Origin of the sequence: Arthrobacter sp. ZGTC212 (assembly GCF_002929255.1) — a bacterium.
In the GTDB taxonomy this organism is placed as follows: domain Bacteria; phylum Actinomycetota; class Actinomycetes; order Actinomycetales; family Micrococcaceae; genus Arthrobacter_B; species Arthrobacter_B sunyaminii.
The window spans coordinates 746,518-770,953 of sequence record NZ_PJIJ01000002.1 but is presented as its reverse complement, the minus strand read 5'-3'; the positions used below and the strand labels follow the sequence as shown (position 1 = coordinate 770,953).

The following is a 24,436-nucleotide window of genomic DNA, read 5'->3' as shown; positions in this document are numbered from 1 at the left end:
GGGCCACGGGTAGTGTCGTGTTATCCAAGGAAAGGACCTGCCCGTGGTCTCTATCGCCTGGCTCCGCGACGACCTGCGCACTGCGGACAACCCGGCGCTGCTGGCTGCAGTCCATGGCGGCGGCGCGGCAGCCCTCTATGTTCTGGATGAGGAGTCACCGGGCATCCGTCCGCTGGGGGCCGCCGCGAAGTGGTGGCTGCACCACGCATTAAAGACCCTGCGGGAAGACCTTGAGGCCCTGGGCATTCCGCTGGTGCTGCTGCGGGGCCCGGCGGGCAGAGTTGTTCCCGCGTTCGTGCAGGAGGCTGGTGCGGAGCGGATCTTCTGGAACCGGCGCTACGGCGGGCCGGAGCGGGAGGTGGACACCGCGGTCAAGGAGTGGGCCGCGGGTGCGGATGTGCAGGCGGAGAGCTTCCAGGCGTCGCTGCTGCACGAACCCTGGACCGTGCGGACGGGCGGCGGCGGACCCTACCGGGTCTTCACCCCGTTCTGGCGGACCGTCTCCGCAATGGATTTCCGGGCACCCCTCTCGGCGCCGGAGAGAGCCGCTGCTCCACCGGCCATCCCTGCCGGCGAGAACCTGGCGGACTGGAACCTGCTGCCGCTGCATCCGGACTGGGCTGCAGGACTGGCGGAAGCCTGGACCCCCGGTGAGGAAGCCGGCCTGTCCGCCCTCAGCGACTTCCTGGCCGGCCCGGTGCAGGATTACGACGACGGCCGCGACCGCCCGGCGAAGCCCGGCACCAGCAGGCTTTCCCCGTACCTGCGGTGGGGGCATGTGAGTCCGTTCCAGGTCTGGCACGAACTGTCGCGCGTCCGCGGGAACGGACCCGGCCCCGATGTGTTCGGCACCGAGATCGGCTGGCGCGAGTTCTGCTGGCACCAGCTCTTCCACAACCCGGATCTGGCGACCAAAAACCTGCGGCCCGCCTTCGACGGGTTTCCCTGGGAACATCCGGAGGGCTCCGGACCGCAGACGCCGGCGATCCTGCGCGGGAAGGGTGTGCCGGCGCCGTCGGAGTCCCGGCCGGATGAATTGGATGCCCTCGATGCCCTTGACGCGTGGAAGGCCGGCAGAACAGGGATTCCACTGGTCGACGCCGGCCAGCGGCAGCTGTGGAGCATGGGCTGGATGCACAACCGGGTGCGGATGGTGGCTGCCAGCTTCCTGATCAAGAACCTGGGCATCCATTGGCGGGTGGGCGAGGAATGGTTCTGGGAGACACTGGTGGACGCAGACCCGGCGAGCAATCCCGCCAACTGGCAGTGGGTCGCAGGCTCCGGCGCGGACGCAGCTCCGTTCTTCCGGATCTTCAATCCGCAAACGCAGGCGAAGCGCTTTGATCCCGACGGCGCCTACATCGCCCGCTGGGTGCCTGACGCACTGACACCCGCCTATCCCGAGCCGCTCGTGGACCTTAAAGAGTCCCGCCGGCACGCGCTCGAGGCGTACGAGAGCATTCGCTGAGCGGCTGCACAGCGGGCGGGATCTCAGCTGTCAGCGCGTTCTCAGCTGTCAGCGCGCGGGCCCTCGGCGGCGTAGCAGGCCCACTCGGCGAGGGAGGCTTGTATCACCATGTACCTGTCGTCGAAAGTATCAGCGCGGTAGTCGTCGGAGAGATTGTGATCCAGGGCTACTCGGAAAGCTGCGGCATAGTCGGCGGTGGGGCCGATCACGAAGCTGCGGTCGGGGCCGCTGCGGACGACTGCCCAGCGGGTGTCCGGTGCGGCCGCGGCCGCTGCGGCAGTGTCGTAGTAGTCCACAGCCAAGCCGAAGTGCCCGTCCCACTCAACCTCCTGCAGTGACACCTCGCCCGGCGGCTGCTCTTCCTCAATGGCAGGCCGCCAGTCCACGACGCTCCGTTCGTCGTCGAGCACCAGCGTGAGGCGGGGCCGGGCGGGAAGATCGGAACTGACAGGCACTGCGAGGGCCAGGGACCGGGGCCGGATGTTGTCCGGCTGGGTGCGAAACGTTCCGGCGGCGGTGTGCAGGAGATAGGTCGTTGCGCCGTGCTCCGAAGGCTCGCCGTAGTCAATGCGGCGCAGTGTGGTGGTGAGGTCCAATGGCTCCTAACTTTCATACGAATCCGGGCTTCTTCTACCAATTTTACCGGGCCGGGCGTGGACTGAAAGAAGGTGTTGATCACACAGGGATGCCAAAGAGGCCCCGAAATACCCCAGAGCAGGGGTTTTCGGGGCCTCTGAATACTCGGCTGTAAGCCTAAACCTGGCCCTGGCCGGGAGTGCCGGCCGGATGGGGCTGAAGGATCTGGACATCCATGTCTTGCGCCATCTTGCCCTCAAGGGCAGCGGTCAGGGCCTGGAAGGCAGGGCTTGTCGAGTGGGCCTGCAGATCTTCGGGGCTGGCCCACTTTTCGATCATCACCAGGCGGTCGGGTCCCTCGTTGAGGCTGTAGACCTCGCAGCCGGCATCCTCGGCGTGGACGCGTGCGATCACGTCTTCCAAAGTCGCAATCACGTCATCCCGAAACTCAGGCTTCGGCACCATCGTGGCAACTACAACAAGACTCATGAGTTTTGCTCCTTCAAAGCGTCAAGGGCGGCGTCGACCGGAACCGAACCGTTGTTGAATTCGATAGTCTGCCCGATGGTGGCGGGACGGTCCAGCACGGCAGCGGCGACCAGCGCCACATCCTCGCGGGAGACCTGGGTGCCCTCGACGCCGGGGCCGGTTTCGATCTTTCCCGTGCCCGGATCCATGGTCAGGGCGCTCGGTCCGAGAATGGTCCAATCCAGTCCGCTGCCGCGAAGGTATTCATCGGCCGCAGCCTTGGCATCGGCATAGGCATAGAACCCGTCATCTTCGGGAACACCGTGATCGGGTCCGGCGCCGAAGTAGGACACCATGACGTAGCGCGAAACACCGGCAGCCTTGGCTGCGTCCATGGAGCGGATGGCGGCGTCGCGGTCCACAGCATAGGTGCGTTCAGCCGTTCCGCCGCCTGCGCCGGCAGACCACACCACGGCGTCCTGGCCGGCGAGCTTCTGCGCAATTTCGTCAGTGGAGAGATTCTCGACATCGGCGACGACGGCGGTGGCTCCGGTGGCTTCGACGTCGGCCGTGTGATCGGGATTTCGGAACAGCGAGGTGACCTGGTGGCCGTTGGCGCTCAGGTCCCTGGCGAGATGCAGGGCAACCTTGCCGTGGCCTCCGATGATGGCAATGCGTGACATGGTGAGTCCTTTCATGGGGATCAGTGTCGGTGCCCACCATAAGCACGCTGATGGTTCTCATGCATAGTTGTTCCGCTATGCGCGGAGCCTTCCGGGAACAGCGGTGAGGCGGGAATAAAACGGCGCGGTAGCGATGCGCAGCGCCGGCCGCAGTTGATGTCCCGTCAGACCGGAAGATCCCGCAGCAGGCCGCCGAGCCGCACCAGTTCCATCGGAATATGCTCGGTCAGGCTGAGCCCGACGATATCCGCCACTGCGGCGGCGTCGGCAACCAGGCTAACGAGCTCGGACATCCGCATCCCGTCAGTGTCCTGGCCCACCGAACCGGTGAAGTCACGGCGGTCAATGACATCCAGGTCAATGTGGATGGCCAACTGCTGTGCGCCGGTTCCGGCAATCCATTCGAGTACCTGGCGGTTGTCGCGGGGAGTGCTCGTAATGCCAACAGTTTGGATGCCCAGGCGTTCCTTAACCGCAATGCCCTCGCTGTCCCAGTGCCGAAGGCCGACCTGCAGAATGTTTGCCGGCGGTATCAGCGCCGGCAGTTCAGCGATAATTCCGGCATCTCCCTCACCCGCCAGGGTCGCCAGCGCCATGGAACGGAATCCGGTGTAGGAATCGCCCGGGACTCCGGTATCGGAATGGGCATCGATCCACAGCACCGCAAGGCTGTCACCGTAAACGGAGGCCAAGTGGCTGAAGGGAGCCACACTGACCGAACACTCGCCGCCGAAGGTCACCACCGACGTCGGTTCCGCGTCGCGCAGAATCTTCAGTGCCTCCATCAGCTGGCGGACCACTGCGTCGCGCGCGTAGATGCCGTCGACTGTTGCCAGCGCCTCGTCGGTGGTGTCCGTGCTGACGGGCACATATGCAGTGGCCCCGTCATGGTCCGGAGCCATCAGTTCCAGGAGGGCCGGACCAAGGTTGAAGGACAACTGGGTGTCGTGCGCGTCCACCCCCGGATGCAACTGGTGGGTGGCGGGCCCGGAGGCGCCCTGCCACTGCGGAAAGATCAGGCGCAATGCGCCGGGACCGGTGGGAGAGGTCGAGTTCATGGGCCAAACTTACGCCGGACCGGTGCCCCGGATAAGGGTACGGCGACGGGTGGGCAGGCAACACGGCAAATTTCACCGCCGAAAAACCGGCGGCCGCAAACAAAATAGGATGGAGGTATGACTGCAACACTCGTAGCCCGGGATCTGTCCGGCGGCTACGCACACCGCACCCTTTTCTCGCATCTGAATCTGACTGTCGCGCCGGGCGACGTCGTGGGCGTGGTGGGTTCCAACGGCGCCGGAAAATCCACCCTCCTTCGCCTGCTTGCCGGTGCAGCGGAACCCCTGGCCGGCAGCGTGTCCACTGCTCCCGCCGACGCCTTTATCGGCTGGCTGCCCCAGGAGCACGAGCGCGTGGAAGGTGAGACCGTGGCCGGTTACATTGCGCGCCGCACCGGTGCCGCGGCAGCCACGGCAGCGATGGAAGCCACGGCTGAGGGCCTCGGATCCGGAGCCAAAGGGGCCGACGACGCTTACGCCGTCGCGCTGGACCACTGGCTGGCCAGCGGTGCCGCGGACCTCGAGGACCGGATTCCCGCTGTTCTGGCCGAGCTGGGACTGGACGTGGGCGCAGAGGCGCTGATGACATCGCTGTCCGGCGGTCAGGCGGCCCGGGTGGCGCTCGCTGCCCTGCTGCTGAGCCGGTTCGACATTGTGCTGCTGGATGAGCCCACCAATGACCTGGACCTGGCCGGGCTGGCACGGCTGGAGGAATTTGTTCAGGGTTTGCGCGGCGGCGTGGTCCTCGTCTCGCATGACCGGGAATTCCTTGCACGCTGCGTGACCACGGTGGTGGAACTCGACCTGGCGCAGAACAAGGTGGCGGTGTACGACGGCGGTTACGACGCCTTTTTGGAGGAGCGGAGCGTTGCGCGCCGGCATGCCCGCGAGGCGTATGAGGAATTCGCTGACAAGAAAGCGGATTTGGTGTCGCGTGCCCGCACGACCCGGGAATGGAGTTCCCAGGGTGTCCGCAATGCCATGAAGAAATCTCCGGACAATGACAAGATCCGGCGCCGGGCGTCGATGGAATCCTCCGAAAAGCAGGCGCAGAAAGTGCGGCAGATGGAATCCCGGATTGCGCGCCTGGATGAGGTGGAGGAGCCGCGGAAGGAATGGCAGCTGCAGTTCACCATCGGATCAGCTCCGAGGTCCAGCTCCGTCGTCGCAACCTTGAACAACGCGGTGGTGCAGCGCGGATCATTCACGCTGGGACCGGTTTCGGTCCAGATCAATGCCGGGGAACGGATCGGCATCACCGGTCCCAACGGCGCCGGAAAATCCACGCTGCTGGCGCTGCTGCTGGGACGCCTGGAACCTACCGAAGGCAGTTCGTCGCTGGGGTCGTCAGTGGCCGTGGGGGAGATAGACCAGGCCCGAGGGCAGCTGGACCATGCAATGGCGCTGGGAGACGCTTTTGAGGCGGCCGTTCCGGAAATGAACAGCGCCGAGGTCCGCACCCTGCTGGCCAAGTTTGGGCTCAAGGCCGATCAGGTGACCAGCCGGGTGGACTCCCTGTCCCCGGGTGAGCGGACCCGGGCGTCGCTGGCACTGCTGCAGGCGCGCGGGGTGAACCTGCTGGTGCTCGACGAGCCGACCAACCACTTGGATCTGCCGGCCATCGAGCAGCTGGAAGAGGCCTTGGAGAGTTACGAGGGAGCCCTGCTGCTGGTGTCCCATGACCGGCGGATGCTGGAAAATGTCCGGCTCGATGCCCGCTGGAATGTGGGCGGAGGTTCCGTCACTATTCAGTGAGGATGTCCTGAGTTCCGGCGCACGGCCGGAATGTGGTAATAATTACCGACAGTTTGTTTCTTGCCTGCCCCTCATTGAATGCGCTGCATTGGATGCGGCTTAATTGCGTGGTCTCGGTTTTTAGTCTCGGTCTTTTTTGGGGGAGTAGTCATCATGGCTTCACTGCAGCAACTGCGTGGAAGGACCGACCGGTGAAGGGCCTGCGCGTCATGGACGTGCCCGTCCTGCTGAGTGTCTGGATCCTGTGCGTCACGACCGACTGGTCAACCGGCACCAAAGCCGCCCTCAACGTAGCTGCGGTGGCCCTTTTGTGCCTGAAGGAGATTCTGGTGCATCGCCGGTTGCAGCGCGTTGCCGCCGCCACGGTGCAGCCGGCTAGGGTGCGTTCGCGCGAACTGGCCTTCGCCGCCGCCTAGCTGCGTACCGCTGGCTCTTGCGGTGCAGGGAGTAGTCTCAGTAGCCCCGGCATCTGGCCGGGTGAAACTTGGGAGTACGCATGAGCAGCACATTCACGGACAGCTCGCTGAGGACCCTGGGGGTCATTGCGACCTCACGCAAGACCGATGAACGGCGCCTTCCGCTGCATCCGCGCCATCTGGAACGGATCGACGCCGATCTGCGGGCCCGGATCATCCTTGAACAGGGCTACGGTGAGCGGTTTGGCATCGGTGATGATCAGCTGGCTCCCCTTGTGGGCGGGATGGCTCCGCGCGGTGAGGTCATAGCCGCGTCGGATGTGGTCCTGCTGCCCAAGCCGCAGGCGCAGGACCTGCGCGAACTTTCCGACGGTCAGGTGCTGTGGGGCTGGCCTCACTGTGTCCAGGACAGCGTCATCACCCAGCTGGCCGTGGACAAGTCGCTGACCCTCATCGCGTTCGAGGCCATGAATCACTGGAACTCGGACGGCGGATTCGGACTCCACGTATTCCACAAGAACAACGAGCTGGCGGGCTACAGCTCGGTCCTTCACGCCCTCGGACTTGCCGGGTCTACGGGCGACTACGGCCGGCGGCTCAGCGCCGCGGTCATCGGTTTCGGTGCCACTGCCCGAGGCGCCGTCACGGCCCTGAACGCCCTGGGAATCCATGACGTTCAGGTGCTCACCAACCGGGACACTGCCGCCGTGGGCTCGCCCATCCATTCCGCGCGGATCTCACGCTTTGAGCGCGACGCCGACCTGCCCCACCTCAGCCACGTCATTACTGACGACGGCCGCGAACCGCTGGCACCGTACCTCGCCGGGTTCGACCTGGTGGTCAACTGCACTCTGCAGGACCCCAACGCCCCTCTGACCTATCTGCAGGAAGACGACCTGGCTGCTTTTGCCCCGGGCAGCATGATCATTGATGTTTCCTGCGACGAAGGCATGGGCTTCTCCTGGGCCAAGCCCACCAGCTTTGCCGACCCCGTCTTCGAGGTGGGCAATGCCGTCCGGTACTACGCCGTGGATCACAGTCCGTCCCACCTGTGGGACTCGGCGACGTGGGAAATCAGCGAGGCAGTGCTTCCTTTCCTCCGCACGGTAATGTCCGGGCCTGACTCCTGGGATGAGGAGTCGAGCGTGCGGCGTGCGATTGAAATTCGGAATGGGCGGATCCTGAATCCGGCGGTCCTAGCATTCCAAGGCCGTTCGGCGGAGTATCCCCACGGGGTGCTGCCCACGGTATGAACCGGGACCCGGTGCCAAAAACCGGGTCCGGCCGGCGGTTTCATCACGGGCCGCAGACGAGTTGACGGTGATCGAAGCTCCGATGAGGCTCGTGTCTAGGACACGCGCGCCGTCGGGGTCTATGGTTCTAGGGCCGCACCGTGACCGCCGACCGGAATCGAGCAGCTCATGACCACTGACCTTAAATCCCTGCTGATCCCTACGGACAACGGCCTGGTCCGAGGAATTGTGGCCAACGGAGTGCGGACCTGGCGCGGCATCCCCTATGCTGCGCCGCCGGTGGGAGCGCTGCGGCTGAGGTCACCGCAGCGGGCGGCCGGGTGGAACGGGGTCTTGGACGGCAGCGCCTTCGGGGCAGCGCCGCCGCAGTCCCGGAACCCGTCCCTGACCGGCTCCAGAAGGCGGGCACCGATGGACGAGGACTGCCTGACACTCAACATCTCGGCGCCCCTGGAACCGGCCGCGGACCAACTTCCCGTGCTGGTGTACTTTTACGGCGGCGCCTTCAGCTCCGGGTCCTCCACCGTAAAAACCTACCGCGGTTCCCATCTGGTCCGGACTGGCGAAGCGCTCTACGTATCTCTGAACTACCGGATCGGCGCCCTGGGCTTCACGGATTTCAGCTCCTTCTCGACCGCCCAACGGACGTTCGACTCAAACCTCGGTCTGCGGGACCAGGTGGCTGCGCTGGAATGGGTTCGGGACAACATTGCGAACTTTGGCGGCGATCCGGGAAATGTGACCATCTTCGGCGAATCCGCCGGCGGCATCTCGGTGACGTCGCTCATGTGCATTCCGGCCGCCCGAGGCCTGTTCCACAAGGCCTACGCCCAGAGCCCGGCGCCCTCCAGCGCGTACTCCCCGGAGCTCCACGCCTCCTGGGCACGGGATTTGCTGAAGATCCTCAAGGTGCCCCTGTCTGACGCCGCCGAAGCCCTGACCGTCCTACCGGCCGCCGCCCTGGTACAGGCAACCAACCGGCTGACGTCCAAAATAGGCCCGGCCGACAAGCCGGGATCGCTGAGTGTGTCACCGGTGATTGACGGGGAATTCCTGCCGGAACATCCCTTTGACGCCTTCATGAAGGGCAAGTCTGCTCCGGTGCCGCTTGTACTGGGAACGATGGCGCAGGAAGGGGCACTGTTCGCCAAAGTGGTGGACATCCTTCCTTCAACTCCGGACCGCATCGAAAAAATGTTCGCGGGCACCGACCCGGCGGCGCAGTCGCGCGTGCTGGCCGCTTATCCGGGTTATCCGTCCAAACAGCGGTCGGTGGAAATCAGCGGTGACCTCGTCTTTTGGTATCCGTCCACTGTGGTGGCCGAGTCCCACTCCCTGGTGGCTCCAACCTGGTCTTACCGGTATGACTTCGCCACGCCCATGATGAACCTGCTGGGTTTCGGTGCGACCCACGCCATGGATGTCCCCGTGATGTTCGGTGAGACCCGCGAGCCCATTACGCGGGCCCTGTCCCTGCTCGGCGGGGCAGCGGCCCTGAAGGAACTCTCGGCACGGTTCCAGGGAACCCTGCTGAGCCTGGCGAAGACGGGCGATCCGGGGCCGGACTGGCCGCCCTACGAGCCTGTGGAGCGGCAGACCCGGATCTTCGACCGTGAAGACCGGATTGAATCCGATCCCTTTCCGGAGCGTCGCCGTGCCTGGGCAGGCTACCGCGGGTATTTGTGATGGAGTCCGCAGACTCCCTGTGGGAGTCTTAACCCAGCTTTAGTCCCATCCTCAATCCACCGCAGTGTGCATAAGGAGAGTTGGCAGCATGAGTGAACATTACGACGTCGTTATCCTGGGAGCCGGTCCCGGCGGTTATGTGGCGGCGATCCGTGCCGCCCAACTGGGCCTGAGCGTGGCAGTGGTGGAGGAGAAGTACTGGGGCGGAGTATGCCTGAACGTGGGATGCATTCCCTCCAAGGCGCTGCTTCGCAATGCCGAACTGGCCCAGATCTTCACGAACCAGGCGAAAACGTTCGGCATGAGCGGTGACGTCAGCTTCGATTTCGGTGCTGCGTTCGACCGCAGCCGGCAGGTGGCGGACGGGCGGGTCAAGGGTGTCCACTTCCTGATGAAGAAGAACAAGATCACCGAATATGACGGGCACGGGGTGTTCACCGATGACCACACCGTGGAGGTCTCCCTGTCCAAGGGCGGCTCCGAGACCATTACCTTCGACAATGCCATCATTGCCACCGGAACCTATGTGCGCCTGCTGCCCGGCGTCGAGCTCTCGGACAACGTGGTGACGTACGAGGCGCAGATCATGGACCGGGACCTGCCGAAAAAGATGGTGATTGTCGGCGCGGGCGCCATCGGCATGGAGTTTGGCTATGTGCTGCGCAGCTACGGGGTGGACGTCACGATCATCGAGTTCCTGGACCGGGCGCTGCCCAACGAGGATGCAGACGTGTCCAAGGAAATCACCAAGCAGTATAAGAAGCTGGGGATACCGATCCTGACCTCCACCAAGGTGGAAACGGTGACCGACAACGGTTCCTCGGTGACCGTGACCTACAAGGACAAGAACGGCAAGGACGGTTCCATCGAAGCGGACCGGGTGATGCTCTCCATCGGGTTTGCGCCGCGGACGGAGGGTTACGGCCTGGAAAAGACCGGTGTGCAGCTTACCGACCGCGGGGCCATCGCCATTGACGAATTCATGCGGACCAACGTTGCGCACATTTACGCCATCGGCGATGTGACAGCCAAGCTGCAGCTGGCCCACGTGGCCGAGGCCATGGGGGTGGTGGCGGCGGAAACCATCGGCAAAGCGGAAACCATGCCGCTGGGGGATTACCGCATGATGCCCCGGGCCACGTTCTGCCAGCCGCAGGTGGCCAGCTTCGGACTCACCGAGCAGCAGGCACGCGATGAGGGCCATGACGTGGTGGTGAGCACCTTCCCGTTCACGGCCAACGGCAAGGCCCACGGTCTGGGCGAGCCGGTCGGCTTCGTGAAACTGGTGGCGGACAAAGAGCATCTCGAGCTGCTTGGCGGACACCTGATCGGACCGGATGTGTCCGAGCTTCTGCCCGAACTGACACTGGCGCAGAAATGGGACCTGACCGCTTATGAGCTGGCGCGGAATGTGCACACACACCCCACGCTGAGCGAGGCACTGCAGGAGGCGTTCCACGGCCTGACCGGGCACATGATCAACTTTTGACGCAGTGCAAAGAGCCGGTGGATCCCGGCCGGGATGAGGGTGGCGGGTTCACGGTGTTGACTCTGCGGCGCGGCCGGACAACCCTTTGGATAGGGGTGGACCGGGCGGGAAAGCGTCATGAGGACCGGCAGGATTGTCATGTTCGTCATCGGCTGTTTGCTGATGCTTATTGGGCTGGGACTGGCGGTGGGAGCCGCCGCTGTCGGGATATTCAACGCAGGCCAGGGCGATGACCGCTACCTCTCCGTTCCCGAGGAGGTCTACGAGGTTGACTCGTACGCCCTGATCGTGCCGGACCTTGAAGTCAACGGGGTGCGCTCGGATGATCAGGTGGCAACCCTGCTGGTGCAGGGAGAGCCAACTCAGTCCGGCCAGGAACTCTTTATCGGTATTGGCCCGAGTGATGAGGTGGACCGTTACCTCCTTGACGTGAAGTACAGCGAGCTGCAGGAAGTGGATTTCCGTCCGTTCCGCGCCGAGTACGAGGAGGTGAACGGAACCCGGGCTCCTGCGCCTCCGGTTGAGCAGGCCTTTTGGGCGGCGGCATCCAGCGGCACCGGTGAGCAGTCACTGGAATGGAACCTGGACGAAGGTGACTGGTCCGCAGTGGTGATGAATGCTGACGGGAGCCGGCCGGTCTCAGCGGAGCTTCAAGTGGGTGCACGCTCCGAATTGCTCCAGCCGGTCACCTGGATCCTGCTGATCTCCAGCATCGTCTTCCTCGTAGCTGGAATTGCCCTCGTGGTGATCGGATCATCGGGGCTGCGCCGCCGCCCGGTCGGGCCGGGTGCTGTAGGGGAGCAACCTGGTGTGCCGGGGCAACTTGGAGGGCCGGGGCAACCTGTTCAGACGCCGGGTACCCCGCAGACCTACGGCCAGATGCAGGACCGCTACGGGCAGGGGCAGCAACCGGGCTCCGGGTACCGCCCTGTCAGGCCCGGCGGGGCCACCGCGGTGGGAGCATCCGGAATTGCCTCTGCAGGAGCAGCGTTCGCAGGCGCATCAGGGGGCGCGGCGGCAAGGGTTGGCGTGCGCGATCCGGGACTGACCGGTCCTCGCTATCCGGTGCGGCTCTACGGAGAAATCGATCCGAACCTCTCGCGCTGGATGTGGCTGGTCAAATGGTTCCTGGCAATCCCGCACTACATTGTGCTGTTCTTCCTATGGATAGCTTTCTTTGTGTCCACCGTGGTTGCCGGTTTTGCCATCCTGTTCACCGGCCGGTACCCGCACGGACTGTTTGACTTCAACGTGGGCGTGGTGCGCTGGAGCTGGCGGGTAACGTTCTATGCCACCCGTGTCCTGGGCACCGACCGGTATCCGCCGTTCACGCTGGACCGTACGGACTATCCGGCGGACTTCAGTGTTGACTACCCCCGGCAGCTCTCCCGCTGGCTGGTGCTGGTGAAGTGGTGGCTCCTCGTTATACCGCAGGCACTGGTAGTCGGTGCGTTCTCTGAAGCAGCAATTGTCGTCAACAGGTTCTATGTTTCCGGAGGGCAGGAAACCGAAAACTGGACCGGGATGGTTCCGGGCGGCATGTGGACCGATGCCTGGGAGAACGGGTGGGAGAGCGCCCCCGATGTGGTGAGCAGCCAGGGGTTATCTCTGCTGGCGCTGCTGGTCCTCATTGCGGCGGTCATCCTGCTGTTCCGCGGCAGCTATCCGAGGCACCTCTTTGACCTCGTTATGGGACTGAACCGCTGGTCCTACCGGGTGCTGGCCTATGCTGCGCTGATGCGGGACGAGTATCCGCCCTTCCGCCTGGATCAGGGTCCTGCCGACCGCAGGGACGAGGCCGCAGGACTGGGCAGGCCGGACCTGGAACCGGGAACGACGACGGGAACGGGACGCCCTAGCCGCGACTAGTCCTCTGCGCGGGCCGGGACTATTCGCCGGAGGTTCCGAGGACGCAGAACTCATTGCCCTCGGGGTCGGCCAGCACTGTCCAGGTGACGTCCGGATCCTGGCCGACGTCCGCCCGAACGGCGCCCAGGTCCAGCAGCCGCCGGACTTCTTCGGAGCCCTTGGAGCCCGTGGCCCGCAGGTCCAGGTGCAGACGGTTCTTCACTGTCTTGTGCTCCGGCACGGTCAGGATATCGATTGGCGGACCGTCACCATCCCTGGGGACCAGACTAATGACGCCCTCTTCTTCCTCGTCAACCCGGTAGTTCAGTGCCTGGATCCAGAACTCGGCCAGACGGCGGGGATCCACGGAGTCAAGGGCAATCTGGGCAAAGGAAAGGGTCATGGAGGGCTCCCGGCCGGAGGATCTTCGCTGTGATAAGCCAAGTTGGTTTTGGAGCCTGAAACTAACACCGGGTCCGTGTCCGGTCAACATGGAGGACTGCAGCCGTGCACCGGAAACCCTCCCGACGGCGGGGTGTTTTCAGTCACCGGGTTCCCAGGGGAACGGCGCAGCGCCGGGGCGGGAGCGAAACACCGGCGTGACGGGTGTGACGGCCGTCCGTCTGCGCGGTCACAGCCGTCCGCCTAAGCCCGCCGGGCCTCGCTAACCTTGAAATATGGATCTCCAGAATATCAACTTCAATACCCGGAAATGGGTCCGTCCGGAAGACCTGAACGCCAACGGCACACTGTTCGGCGGCAGCCTTCTGCGATGGATCGATGAAGAAGCAACAATTTACGCCATCCTGCAGATGGGCAACGGTCGAGTCGTCACCAAATTCATGTCGGAGATCAACTTCGTCAGCTCCGCCCAGCAGGGCGACTTGATCGAAATGGGTTTGCGGGCCACCAAATTTGGCCGCACGTCACTGACCATGCGGGCCGAGGTGCGCAACATGGTGACCCGTCGCAGCATCCTGACGATCGACCGGATTGTTTTCGTGAACCTTGGCGCGGACGGCAATCCCGCCCCGCACGGGTATACGGAGATCACCTACGACCGGGACCGGCTGCCCGCCGAGCACCTCCCCGTCGCCGTCGCCGTCGACGCCTAGGGACCGCAGGACCCGGCAGCGACCGTTTTGCTGCACCGGGCTCCCTTTGCGCCGTCCGCGGGAGCCGCAGGAGCATCCCCCGTGGGATACTCGACCCAGCAGCACTTGCCCTTGGATGCAAGGTGCGGCTGCGGCCGTGGACCGGGCCAGTACCCTTCCGGGCCGCGGCTGACGCCGCTCGGAACGGAGCCTTAATGCCGGATCCCGTACAACATCTCAGCGCTGAATCCCTGATTGGCGACTGGCTTGACCACCCCACGGGGCGCACCGTCTTGATCGACCTGCTGGCCCGCCGCAGTCCGGATGCACGGGCACTGTATGCGATCCGCATGCTGCCGCTTTCCACCTTGGCGACGCTCAGCAACGGCGTCATCACTACGGAACATCTGGACCTCATGGTGGAAGCGGCCAACCGGCTCATCGATCAGCCGTCGGTTCATCCGGCAACGGCCCACCTCTTTCCGTCTGCTCCGCCCCCGGCGCCCAACGATTGGCGCGAGCCTTTGGTCGAAGGCCGTTTTGACGGCAAGACGGTGGTGGTGACCGGTGCCGGGTCGGGGATTGGACGCGCAACCGCGTTGAGGGTCGCCCGTGAAGGCGGACGCGTGCTGGCCGTCGATCTCAGCACCCTTCGGATGGAAGCATTGCTGGAACGCAATCAGGACCTGGACGTCAGCGGCGTCGTAGCTGACATCTCCACCCAATCCGGTGTCGACAAGATTGCGGCGGAGGTCGGAAACCGGCTGGATGGACTCGCCATCGTAGCGGGAATCGCCGACGACATGGTTGCGCTGCATGAGGTGGAGGACGAGCTGTGGGAGAGCGTTTTCCGCATCAACGTGGACGGACCGTTCCGTTTGTCGCGTGCGCTGATTCCGGTGATGCTTTCCCGGGGGAGCGGGTCCATCATCAACGTCTCCTCCCAGGCAGGGCTCCGCGGTTCGATCGCGGGAGCTGCCTACACCGCCTCCAAACATGCCGTCATTGGGCTGACCCGCAGCGCGGCCTTCATATACAGCCCGCGCGGCATCAGGGTCAACGCGGTCATCCCCCGGCCCACCAAGGTTGCGCTTGAGTCCAATTACGGCTCACTGGGCGGCGCCGGGCCGGTTCCGTCACTGTCGCTGACGTCCCCCGACATCGAGTCTGCGCAAATCGCCTCGCCCATGACTTATCTGCTGAGCGACGACGCCGCCAACGTTACCGGCGCCATCCTCCCGGCGGACGAAGGCTGGGGCATCGCCTAAATGCTGGTGGAGCCGGGCACATCACTGTGCGCCGCGGGTGCCCTGCAGCCAACCTTCCAGCTGCTTCAGCAGATCGGGCGTTACGGGGCTGCCGGGGAACCGTGCCATCCGGTTCAGCGGCATATTGCCCACCAGTGCCAGGGAAGCAGCCAGACCCCCGGTGTTATCCATGCCGCCCGTGTTGTCCTGACCGGCAGCATCCATCCCCGCCATGGCCGCGGCGGTTAGGGCGGACACCAGTTCCGCAGCCGCGGCAGGGTTCGCCAGCCACTCCTGAATGGAGGAGGCCGTGCTCAGCGAAGGCTCGGGAACGGTTCCGTCGAGGGCGGCAACCCCGGCCAGCCGGAGGTCACGGGAGGACGCCCCCACCTCAATGCGGTACTCGCCGGCGTCGGCAACCCACGACATGCTCTCCGAATCGAAACGCGACAGCGCGCGGGCATCGAGGGAAAACCTCAGCCGGCGGGATTCACCCGGACCCAGGTGCACTTTTTCGAACCCGCGCAGTTCCCGCCGCGGACGCAGCGGACGCTGCTGGGCGCCGTCGTCATCCGGAGCGCCCACGTACAGCTGCACCACGTCGCTGCCGGCGCGGCCGCCCGTATTGGTGACCGTCAGTTCCACGTGCACTTCCTGGTCTGCGCCGGCACCGGTGCTGCGGATATCCAGGTCCGTGTAGCCGAAACTGGTGTAGGAGAGCCCGTGCCCAAAGGGGAAAGCCACTTCCAGGCGCCGGGTGTCGTACCAGCGATAGCCCACCAGCACCCCTTCGCCGTACCGTACGGCGCCGTTTTCGCCCGGGTAGTTGCCGTAAGCGGCGGTGTCCTCCAATCGGACGGGAATCGTTTCGGCCAGCCGTCCGCCGGGGTCCGCCCGTCCAAGCAGGACGTCGGCCAGCGCCGACCCGCCCGCTTCGCCCGGAAGCCAGGCTTCCAGGAGGGCGGGAACACGATCTGCCCAGGCCGTGGTCACCACCCCGCCGTTGGAGAGCACCACCACGGTCCGCGGATTCGCCTGAAGAACGGCGGCGAGCAGCTCGAGCTGCTCGTCGGGCAGGTCCAGAGTGGTGCGGTCATAACCTTCGGACTCCGCCTCGTCGGGCAGCCCCAGGAAGACGACGGCGGTAACGGCTGCCGCGGCGGCCGCCGCGGCCGTTTCGATCAAGTCGACCGGCCCGGCCCCGGGCTGGCTCAGGAGAGTTGCTTCGGACTCCGGAGCCGGACTGGCGGGGAGGGCGTATCCGGGTTCAAACAAGAGCTCGGGCAGATCCTGCTGCAGGGCGTCGAGCGGACTGACAAGGCGGACCGGATTCACCTTGGAGGAACCGCTTCCCTGGTACCGGGGGGTGCGGGCCAGCTCGCCAATAACGGCCACGGCGCCGTCGGTCTGCAACGGAAGGATACTGCCCTCATTCTTGAGCAGGACCATCGACGCCGCTGCCGCCCGCCGCGCCAGGTCGTGACTGGCCGCATACACCGCTGCGCCGCTGCCGGCTGTCCCCGCTGTGTCGGCTGTGCCGCTGCCTGATCGGGGCGGTACGCGGTCCACGAGGCGCAGGATCCGGGCAGCCGCAGCGTCAATCTGTTCCTCCGTGACCATTCCCGCGTCCAGCCCGGCGGTGATTTCCCGGGCACCCAAGCCGCCGCTGGAGGGCATCTCCAGGTCCAGTCCGGCAGCGAGCGCGGCCGCACGGTTGGTCACGGCACCCCAGTCCGACATTACGGCTCCCTCATAGCCCCAAGTTCCGCGCAGCATCTCCCCGAGCAGCCACGGGCTCTCGGCGGCGTGCAGTCCGTTGATTTTGTTGTAGGCAGCCATGATGGTCCACGGTTCCGCCGTACGCACCACAATCTCGAACGCACGCAGGTAAATCTCATGCAGGGTTCGCTGGTCAACCACTGCATCCACCCGCATCCGATCCGCCTCCTGGTTGTTGGCGGCGAAATGCTTGGGACTCGTCCCCACCCCGGCGGCTTGGACCGCCCTCGTCCACGCCGCCCCCAGCTCCCCGGCCAGCAGCGGATCCTCCGAAAAATACTCAAAATTGCGGCCGCACAGGGGAGTGCGCTTGATGTTGAGCCCCGGGCCCAGCAGGACATCCACGCCTTGGAGCCGGGCCTCGCGTGCGACGGCGGTGCCAAGTTCAGTGAGCAGGCTCCGGTCCCAGGAGCAGGCGGTGGCACATTCTGCGGGAAAGCAGGTGGCCGGAAAGGACTCACCGAGCCCCAGGACGGCTTCGCCGGACGGCCTCCGGACGCCGTGCGGACCGTCGGAGAGCACCAGGGGGCGGATTCCATGGTTGGGCAGGGCAACGGTTTCCCAGAACCCCGCTCCGGACAGAAGTGCGATCTTGTCCTCCAGGCTCAGGTCCCGGAGTGCGGCTGGTATATCCACGAACGTCTCCCTCATCGGTGGGTTCCGAGTCTAAGCGCGTGCCCCCGGCTGTGAAAGGGCAGGTGCACCCTGTTAGGACCTCCCTGCCCGGCCGTAGGGTTTCAGATACGGTTGCAGTGTTCCACGGCCTGCCTCCGGGACGGGAGCCCACGCATGAAGACCCACCTCGACCGCTACCGCCAGATCGCCGAAATCCTGTACCGCAACGGGTTTGGCTACCTTGTCGCTGCCTCGGGCCTGGAAAACCGGCTGCCCTTCCGGCGCAGGCCGCAACCTTCAGACCGGCCGCCGGGCGCGGCAAACGCCCCGGAATACCTGCGCCGGGCGCTGGAGGAGCTGGGTCCCACCTTTGTGAAGATGGGGCAACTGCTGTCCACCCGGCAGGACCTGCTGCCGCCCAGGTACCAGCAGGAACTGGCCAAGCTGCAGGACAAAGCCGAGCCTGTGCCCTGGGATCAGATCCAGCCGGTGCTGCAGGCGGAACTGGGCTCGGACACGATGGAAAGGTTCTCCGCCTTCGACACCGCGCCGCTGGCCAGTGCCTCCATTGGGCAGGTCTACGCTGCCCGGCTGCGCAGCGGCGCCGACGTGGTGGTGAAGATCCGCCGTCCGGGTGTGGAAGAGGAAGTGAATGAGGACCTGGATATCCTCCTGGGTTTGGCCGGCTATGCGGGAAGGCACTGGGAAGCGGCTCGCGACTACGACGTCAAGGGTTTGATGGAGGAGTTCGCCGAGACCCTCCGTGAGGAGCTGGACTACCAGCAGGAAGCCCGCAACACCAACCGTTTTGCCCTGAACTTCCAGGACAGTGCGTCTGTCCACATTCCCAAGGTGTATGCCGATTTCAGCACATCCAAGGTCCTGACCCAGCAGCGCCTGTACGGACTAAAGGTTACGGACACCGCCGCCATCGATGCCGCCGGGATTGACCGCAGGGCGCTCGCCGCCGACGCCGCCGCCGCGGAAATGAAGATGGTCTTCGAGGACGGTTTCTTCCATGCAGATCCCCATCCGGGGAATATCTTCGTGGAAAAAGGCGGACGGATCGGACTGATTGACTTCGGAATGGTGGGGGAGGTGGATGACAGGCTGCGCTCCCAGCTCTCGGCGCTCTTTGTCGCGGTGCTTCGCAAAGATGCGGAGCGGATGGCCTCGGCACTGATCCGGATGTGCCCAACGTCCCGCCGCGTGGACCGGATCCAGCTCCGCCTGGACCTCCAGCAGCTGATACGCCTCTATGACGGGAGGACACTCGGAAACGCGCCCGTGGGCCGGATCATCAACGCGGCAATGGGCATCATTCGCAACCACCACCTGCAGCTGCCCCGGGAAATGGCGCTCCTGCTGCGCATGCTGATCATGACCGAGGGCATGGGGGAGGTGCTGGATCCGGACTTCAGCATGGGTGAGACCCTGGCCCCGTACGCCCGGCGGATGACCATGCGCCAGATGAATCCGGTAACCTTTGTCCGGCGTCTGGGACAGGCCGGTGCCGAGACGCTGGAGCTCAGCGCGGAGCTCCCCGATCAGGTGCGTCGGCTGCTGACGACACTGGACTTTGAAGGCCTGGAGATCCATTTACGGGCTGAAGAGCTCGCGCCGCTGGTGGTGCGTCTGGAGAAGGTGGGGAACCGGATGGTTGCTGCCATTTTTGCGGCGGCCTTCATCCGCGGGGTGGGCGAATTGGCGTTGGGGGACGCTGAGCGCTGGAAGTCCTGGCAGGCCCCGTTGATGACTGCCGGCCTTGCCTCCACCGGTGCCCTGGGCGGTTATCTGGCCTGGACCGCACGGAAGCAGCGGATGGGGAGGTACTAGCGGCTGGCGGGAGCCATCCTCAAGGATGGCTCCCGACGCGGTGTTCAGATCCAGCCGCGGCATGTGCTCATTACGCCTTTGGAGTGCTCCTGGCCATACCCAATTCCGCCGTCGGCGTCCGATACGTCTCCTTTGCCGTCAGGGCCGATACCGAAGCGATGATGCTGATCGCCGCGGTGAACAGGCTGATGACCACCCAGCCGCCCGGCTCCAGTCCGCCCAGTGCTGCCACGATGGACGGTGCGAAGCCGGCCATCAGGAAGCCCAGCTGGGTGCCGATTGCCAGCCCGGAGAAACGGACCTTGGCACTGAACATTTCGGCGTAGAAGGACGGCCACACCGCGTTGGCGGCAGCGTAGCCGCAGGAGAACACTGCCACGGACAGTGCGAACTGCAGCAGCGTGTTTCCCGATTCCATCGACAACAGATAGAACGGCATCACCGCAGCGGACGAGAGGGCACCGTAGATGAACACGGGCTTGCGCCCGATCCGGTCAGCCAGCATGCCGAAAAGCGGCTGCGTCCCCAGCGCGACAACGTTTCCGGCTACCACAAGCCAGAGGGTGATGCTTGCGTCGACGTCGCCCACCTCGGTGCCGTACTTGATGGCCAGCGTGCCGTACACGGTGGACACCGCTGCAATGAAGGCACAGCAGATGACGCGCAGTACATCGCGCCAGTGGTCGGCCAGCAGGTCACCGACGGGGAGCCGGGAGATTTCATTGTTGGCCTTCGCTGCGGCGAAGGTGGGGGTTTCATGCAGCGACCGGCGGATGAAGTAGGTCACCACGACCACCACGGCGCTGAGCCAGAACGGAATGCGCCATCCGATGCCGTACTTGATGTCATCCGGCAGGGCCAGCACCGGGATGAAGACCAGCGCGGCAAGAATCTGCCCGCCCTGGGTTCCGGTGAGCGTCCAGGAGGTGAAGAAGGAACGGCGGTTATCCGGTGCATGTTCAAGTGTCAGTGAGCTGGCTCCGGCCTGTTCTCCGGCGGCGGACAGGCCTTGCATCAGCCGGCACACCACCAGCAGGGCCGGAGCCCACCAGCCGATGACCTCGAAGCTGGGAAGACAGCCGATCAGGAAGGTCGACGCTCCCATCAGGACCAGGGTGAACATGAGGACTTTCTGGCGGCCCACCCGGTCACCGAAGTGGCCGAGCACCACTGCGCCCACCGGGCGGGCAACGTAGGCGAAGCCGAAGGTTGCCAGCGACATGATCGATGCCTGCGTGCCGGAGTCCGGAAAGAACACATAGGGGAAGATCAGGGCCGCGGCGGATCCGAAGATGAAAAAGTCGTAGTACTCAACGGCGCTGCCCATGAAGCTGGCTGCCGCCGCCTTTTTGGGCGTCTTGGTGTGGACTTTGTCCGCTGGGACAGTCTCAGTCATGGGGGTCTCCTGTGGAGGGTGTGCTGCAGGAATGAGTAAACGGAACAGTGTGCGCTATCCGCACATGTGTGCATATTTCGAACAGTTCAAGTAATGTAGCTCACAGTTGCAGGCATCGGCAACGTTTTTACGCCGCAGTATTACGCCCAGCCGGCGCGGGAAGCCCCGCCCCGCACCGCGAAAGGACGCGCTTCGTGAGTAATCCATCGGAGTCTTTTTTGGTTGGCCTCATTGGCGAGGGCGTTACGCCGTCCCTCTCGCCGCCCATGCACGAGCATGCCGCCGACCGGCTGGGGCTGCGGTATCTCTACCGGCCCGTGGATTTATCGGTACTCGGGCAAGGGGAGGGTATCGAAGCCGCGTTGAAGTCCCTGCTGCACGGCGGACGCGATCTGGGCTTCAACGCCTTCAACATCACCCACCCGTGCAAGCAGCTCGTCCTGCGCTGCCTGGACGAGGTGTCCGACGACGCCGCCCGGCTGGGCGCCGTGAACACCGTCCTGATCCGGGACGGAAAATTCATCGGACACAATACTGACTTCTCCGGATTCGCGTCCGCACTGGCAACGGGTCTTCCTGACGCGGTCCTGGACCGCGTGGTGCAGCTGGGCGTGGGCGGCGCAGGCTCCGCCGTCGCGTATGCCCTGCTCAAGGCGGGCACCAAACACCTGACCCTGATCGACGTCGAGTACTCCCGTGCTGCCGAACGCGCCGAGGCACTGGGCCGGCTCTTTCCCGGCCAGACCGTGGCCGCGGCGGACAGTGCGGATCTTCCTGCCGTGCTGGTTGAAGCGGACGGCTTCATGCATGCCACTCCGGTGGGAATGCACTCCCACCCCGGGCTGCCCCTGGACCCGGAACTGCTGTCACCCCGGCAATGGGTTGCCGACGTCGTCTACCGCCCGCTGGAGACGGAACTGGTCCGGGCCGCCCGTGCGCGGGGCTGCGCCGTGCTGGACGGCGGCAATATGGCCGTGGGCCAGGCTGTGGACGCGTTTGAACTGATTACCGGCATCCGGCCGGATCCGGACCTGATGCGCGCAGACTTCCTGGATCTGATCGAGCGCGGACTGTAAGGGAGGGGCACTGTGCGTACGTCCATTGCAACGGTGTGCCTAAGCGGCACGCTGGAAGAAAAAATGAGGGCTTGTGCGGCCGCCGGGTTCGACGGTATCGAGATTTTTGAGCAGGACCTTCTCGTGTCGCCGCACAGTCCGGAGGATATCCGGGCTCTGGCGGCCAGCCTCGGCCTAAGCCTGGATCTGTACCAGCCGTTTCGGGACTTTGAAGGCGTCAGTGAAGATCTCCTGGAGGCGAACCTCTACCGTGCGGAGGCCAAATTCTCGCTGATGAACCGCCTGGGTGCGGACACGATGCTGGTGTGCAGCAACGTGGCCACCGCCAGCATTGACGACGACGGCGTTGCTGCCTCCCAGCTGCGCAGGCTGGGGGAGGTTGCCGCAGGGTACGGAATCCGGCTCGCGTATGAAGCGCTGGCCTGGGGACGGTACGTGAATGACTACGAGCACGCCCAGCGGATTGTCGACCTGGCGGATCACCCCAATGTGGGAACCTGCCTGGACAGCTTCCACATCCTTTCCCGCGGTGCGGACCCGTCCGGAATTGAAAAAATCCCGGCTGAGAAAATCTTCTTCGTCCAGCTGGCAGACGCCCCGGAGCTGTCCCTCGACGTGCTGTCCTGGAGCCGGCATTACCGGGTATTTCCCGGCGAGGGCGCCTTTGACCTGACGGCCTTTATGGTGCATCTGGTCCGCAGCGGCTACAACGGACCGGTGTCATTGGAGGTTTTCAACGATGTCTTTCGGCAGACTTCCGAGGACCGCACTGCTGTGGACGCCATGCGCTCGCTGATCTGGCTGGAAGAGCGGACTTCCGTGCGCCTCGCGGAGCAGAACCAGCTTTCAGGGAACGACGCCGGCTCACGCAGGTATCCCATGGACCTCGCCACCCTCCCTGCCGTGGCCGAGCCAACCGGTTTCAATTTCGCCGAGGTGCTGGCGGAGGACCCCGGTGACGTGGAAGGGATGCTGTTCCAACTGGGTTTCAGCTGTGTGGGCACCCACCGTACAAAGCCGGTCCGGCTGTGGAGTGCCGGCGGGGCGCGGGTGATTATCAACCAGCAGCAGGCGCGCGGCCTGGCTCCCGCGATTTCCGCGCTGGGACTTGATGTTCAAGATCCACCGGCTGCGGCTTCGCGGGCCGTGCAGCTGAAAGCGCAGCCGGTCAGCAGGCGCAGCCAGGCTGACGAAGCCGTCCTGCAAGCCGTGTCGGCTCCGGATTCCACTGAAATTTTCCTGTGTGAGGCCACCGGGGACGGAACAGTTGCATGGGCGGAGGAGTTTGGATCCGACGGCGTCATCGAAGGTGAGCCGCTGATCACGCACATCGACCACATCAACCTCTCCCAGCCCTGGCAGCACTTCGACGAGGCTGTGCTGTTCTACGAGTCCACCCTTTCCCTGGTGCCACGCGCGTCACAGGAAGTTCCGAGCCCCATGGGCCTGGTTCGCAGCCAGGTGATGTGCAGCAGCGACGGGGCTGTCCGGCTGGCCCTGAACATCGCACCGATGGCACTGGAACAGTCGGGTTCCCGCGGCGGTCCGGAGTATCCGCAGCATGTGGCCTTTGGCTGCAGCGACGTGGTCGCGTTGGCGCGGCAGGCGCGGCAGCGGGGGCTGGATTTCCTGCCGGTCCCGGACAACTATTACGAGGATCTCCAGGCACGGTTCCGGTTGGACGCGGCACTGCTGGAAAACCTCCAGTCCTTGAATCTGTTGTATGACAGGGACGAGGACGGTGAATTCCTGCATTTCTACACAGCAACGGTGGGAAACGTGTTCTTCGAGGTGGTGGAGCGCCGGTCGCAGTATGACGGCTATGGGGCGCCCAACGCCCCGGTGCGGCTGGCCTCGCAGTATCAGCGGGCGCGCAGCGGCAGCCGGGACGGCGCCAGCTAGGATGGGCAAAATGGGGGCTGAAGACGGATACTACGTAAAGTCGACGGAGAAGACCCTCGCGGTGCTGAGTTCTTTTACGCCCGAGCACCCGAGGTTGAGCGTTAGCGCAGTGGCGGCGGCAACGGACTTGAGCCGGGCCGCGGCCCGGCGTTTCCTGCTGACCCTCCGTGACCTGGGATACCTGCGCAGCGACGGCACCATGTTCGAACTGGCACCGCGTTCCCTGGACATTGGCTCAGCCTTCCTGGCAACACTGACCCTGCCATCGGTCGCGGAGCCCCATTTGAAGGCTCTCGCCGCGGATCTGGGGGAAACCACGTCCCTCTGTGTGCTCGACGGCATGCACGTGGTCTACGTGGCACGCTTTACGGCGCCCCGGCTGGTTCACGTCTCCGTAAACGTGGGCACAAGGTTTCCCGCATGGGCGACGTCCATGGGGCGCGTCCTGATCGCTGCACTTGAACCGGACGAGCGTGAAGCCCATCTGGCCGCCGTCGAATTCCAGCCATTTACTCCGCACTCCGTCTCCGGTCCGGCAGAGCTGCGCGCGGAGGTGGAACTCGCCGGCCGCCGGGGATGGTCCCGGGTCACCGACGAACTGGAAGGGGGCCTGCGCGGGGTGGCCGTGCCGGTGTCCCGCGCGGGCAAAGTAGTGGCGGCCGCCAACGTGTCCCTGCAGACCCATCGGGATCCCGACGAGTCCTTGGAGGAAACGGTTATTCCACAGTTGAGGTCGGCCGCGGAACGGATCACGGCCGACCTCAACTTTCGCTAACTGCTCGCTGCTTATT

General features: G+C 64.8%; 20 protein-coding genes. 13 read left to right on the top strand and 7 right to left on the bottom strand.

What is annotated here, in order from left to right; genetic code table 11:
* The first annotated feature begins 43 nt into the window (after window positions 1-43).
* Window positions 44-1,468, top strand: a complete 1,425-nt coding sequence (locus CXQ89_RS10205; protein ID WP_374952978.1) for a cryptochrome/photolyase family protein — start codon at window positions 44-46, stop codon at window positions 1,466-1,468.
* Window positions 1,469-1,509: 41 nt separating this feature from the next.
* On the opposite strand, the gene CXQ89_RS10200 is transcribed toward CXQ89_RS10205, so the two are convergent.
* The 4 genes from CXQ89_RS10200 to CXQ89_RS10185 all read right to left on the bottom strand — a co-directional run bounded on the left by CXQ89_RS10200 (window position 1,510) and on the right by CXQ89_RS10185 (window position 4,253).
* Window positions 1,510-2,064 carry a hypothetical protein gene (locus CXQ89_RS10200; protein ID WP_104054136.1) on the bottom strand — a complete coding sequence of 185 codons (555 nt, stop codon included), beginning with the start codon at window positions 2,062-2,064 and terminating at the stop codon, window positions 1,510-1,512.
* A gap of 157 nt (window positions 2,065-2,221) precedes the next feature.
* Window positions 2,222-2,533: a putative quinol monooxygenase gene (locus CXQ89_RS10195; RefSeq protein WP_104054137.1), complete on the bottom strand. Its 312-nt coding sequence runs from the start codon at window positions 2,531-2,533 to the stop codon at window positions 2,222-2,224.
* A complete protein-coding gene (locus tag CXQ89_RS10190; RefSeq protein WP_104054138.1) occupies window positions 2,530-3,195 on the bottom strand; it encodes an SDR family oxidoreductase in 666 nt (221 codons plus the stop codon). Before CXQ89_RS10190 ends, CXQ89_RS10195 begins: the two co-directional genes overlap by 4 nt.
* A gap of 164 nt (window positions 3,196-3,359) precedes the next feature.
* Entirely contained in the window at window positions 3,360-4,253 is an 894-nt protein-coding gene (locus tag CXQ89_RS10185; protein WP_104161163.1) for an arginase family protein, read from the bottom strand.
* 117 nt (window positions 4,254-4,370) lie between these two features.
* On the opposite strand from CXQ89_RS10185, the gene CXQ89_RS10180 reads away from it, so the two are divergent.
* From CXQ89_RS10180 to CXQ89_RS10155, 6 genes are all read left to right on the top strand, one after another.
* Entirely contained in the window at window positions 4,371-6,008 is a 1,638-nt protein-coding gene (locus CXQ89_RS10180) for an ABC-F family ATP-binding cassette domain-containing protein (RefSeq protein WP_104161162.1), read from the top strand.
* A 191-nt stretch (window positions 6,009-6,199) separates the two neighbouring features.
* The gene (locus tag CXQ89_RS10175) at window positions 6,200-6,424 is read left to right on the top strand and encodes a hypothetical protein (protein WP_104161161.1); all 225 of its coding nucleotides are present in this window, start codon (window positions 6,200-6,202) and stop codon (window positions 6,422-6,424) included.
* A gap of 80 nt (window positions 6,425-6,504) precedes the next feature.
* A complete protein-coding gene (locus CXQ89_RS10170; protein WP_104161160.1) occupies window positions 6,505-7,677 on the top strand; it encodes a N(5)-(carboxyethyl)ornithine synthase in 1,173 nt (390 codons plus the stop codon).
* A 168-nt stretch (window positions 7,678-7,845) separates the two neighbouring features.
* On the top strand, window positions 7,846-9,363 hold the full coding sequence (locus CXQ89_RS10165) for a carboxylesterase/lipase family protein (RefSeq protein WP_104161159.1): 1,518 nt from the start codon (window positions 7,846-7,848) through the stop codon (window positions 9,361-9,363).
* Window positions 9,364-9,451: 88 nt separating this feature from the next.
* Window positions 9,452-10,852, top strand: a complete 1,401-nt coding sequence (lpdA, locus tag CXQ89_RS10160) for a dihydrolipoyl dehydrogenase (protein ID WP_104161158.1) — start codon at window positions 9,452-9,454, stop codon at window positions 10,850-10,852.
* 117 nt (window positions 10,853-10,969) lie between these two features.
* Window positions 10,970-12,721, top strand: coding sequence for a DUF4389 domain-containing protein (locus CXQ89_RS10155; RefSeq protein ID WP_104161157.1), 1,752 nt, complete (start codon window positions 10,970-10,972; stop codon window positions 12,719-12,721).
* A gap of 19 nt (window positions 12,722-12,740) precedes the next feature.
* Here the strand turns inward: CXQ89_RS10155 and CXQ89_RS10150 are convergent, their stop codons facing one another.
* Window positions 12,741-13,103, bottom strand: a complete 363-nt coding sequence (locus CXQ89_RS10150; RefSeq protein WP_104161156.1) for a VOC family protein — start codon at window positions 13,101-13,103, stop codon at window positions 12,741-12,743.
* A 274-nt stretch (window positions 13,104-13,377) separates the two neighbouring features.
* On the opposite strand from CXQ89_RS10150, the gene CXQ89_RS10145 reads away from it, so the two are divergent.
* Both CXQ89_RS10145 and CXQ89_RS10140 read left to right on the top strand, forming a co-directional pair.
* Window positions 13,378-13,815: an acyl-CoA thioesterase gene (locus CXQ89_RS10145; RefSeq protein ID WP_104161155.1), complete on the top strand. Its 438-nt coding sequence runs from the start codon at window positions 13,378-13,380 to the stop codon at window positions 13,813-13,815.
* A gap of 194 nt (window positions 13,816-14,009) precedes the next feature.
* Entirely contained in the window at window positions 14,010-15,062 is a 1,053-nt protein-coding gene (locus CXQ89_RS10140) for an SDR family NAD(P)-dependent oxidoreductase (RefSeq protein WP_104161154.1), read from the top strand.
* A 21-nt stretch (window positions 15,063-15,083) separates the two neighbouring features.
* On the opposite strand, the gene CXQ89_RS10135 is transcribed toward CXQ89_RS10140, so the two are convergent.
* A complete protein-coding gene (locus CXQ89_RS10135; RefSeq protein ID WP_258060026.1) occupies window positions 15,084-17,456 on the bottom strand; it encodes a glycoside hydrolase family 3 C-terminal domain-containing protein in 2,373 nt (790 codons plus the stop codon).
* A 153-nt stretch (window positions 17,457-17,609) separates the two neighbouring features.
* Between CXQ89_RS10135 and CXQ89_RS10130 the strand changes: the two genes are divergently transcribed.
* Window positions 17,610-19,271, top strand: coding sequence for an AarF/ABC1/UbiB kinase family protein (locus CXQ89_RS10130; protein ID WP_104054150.1), 1,662 nt, complete (start codon window positions 17,610-17,612; stop codon window positions 19,269-19,271).
* A 70-nt stretch (window positions 19,272-19,341) separates the two neighbouring features.
* Here CXQ89_RS10130 and CXQ89_RS10125 read toward each other — a convergent pair whose 3' ends face one another.
* Entirely contained in the window at window positions 19,342-20,667 is a 1,326-nt protein-coding gene (locus CXQ89_RS10125; RefSeq protein WP_104161152.1) for an MFS transporter, read from the bottom strand.
* A 194-nt stretch (window positions 20,668-20,861) separates the two neighbouring features.
* Here CXQ89_RS10125 and CXQ89_RS10120 point away from each other — a divergent pair, with 194 nt between their 5' ends.
* The 3 genes from CXQ89_RS10120 to CXQ89_RS10110 are packed head-to-tail and all read left to right on the top strand — an operon-like array spanning window position 20,862 to window position 24,420.
* Window positions 20,862-21,743 (top strand): shikimate dehydrogenase, encoded by an 882-nt coding sequence (locus CXQ89_RS10120; RefSeq protein WP_104161151.1) that lies wholly within the window; start codon window positions 20,862-20,864, stop codon window positions 21,741-21,743.
* A gap of 12 nt (window positions 21,744-21,755) precedes the next feature.
* On the top strand, window positions 21,756-23,645 hold the full coding sequence (locus tag CXQ89_RS10115; RefSeq protein ID WP_104161150.1) for a bifunctional sugar phosphate isomerase/epimerase/4-hydroxyphenylpyruvate dioxygenase family protein: 1,890 nt from the start codon (window positions 21,756-21,758) through the stop codon (window positions 23,643-23,645).
* Between the two features lie 10 nt (window positions 23,646-23,655).
* The gene (locus CXQ89_RS10110) at window positions 23,656-24,420 is read left to right on the top strand and encodes an IclR family transcriptional regulator C-terminal domain-containing protein (protein ID WP_104161440.1); all 765 of its coding nucleotides are present in this window, start codon (window positions 23,656-23,658) and stop codon (window positions 24,418-24,420) included.
* The last annotated feature ends 16 nt before the right edge of the window (window positions 24,421-24,436 follow it).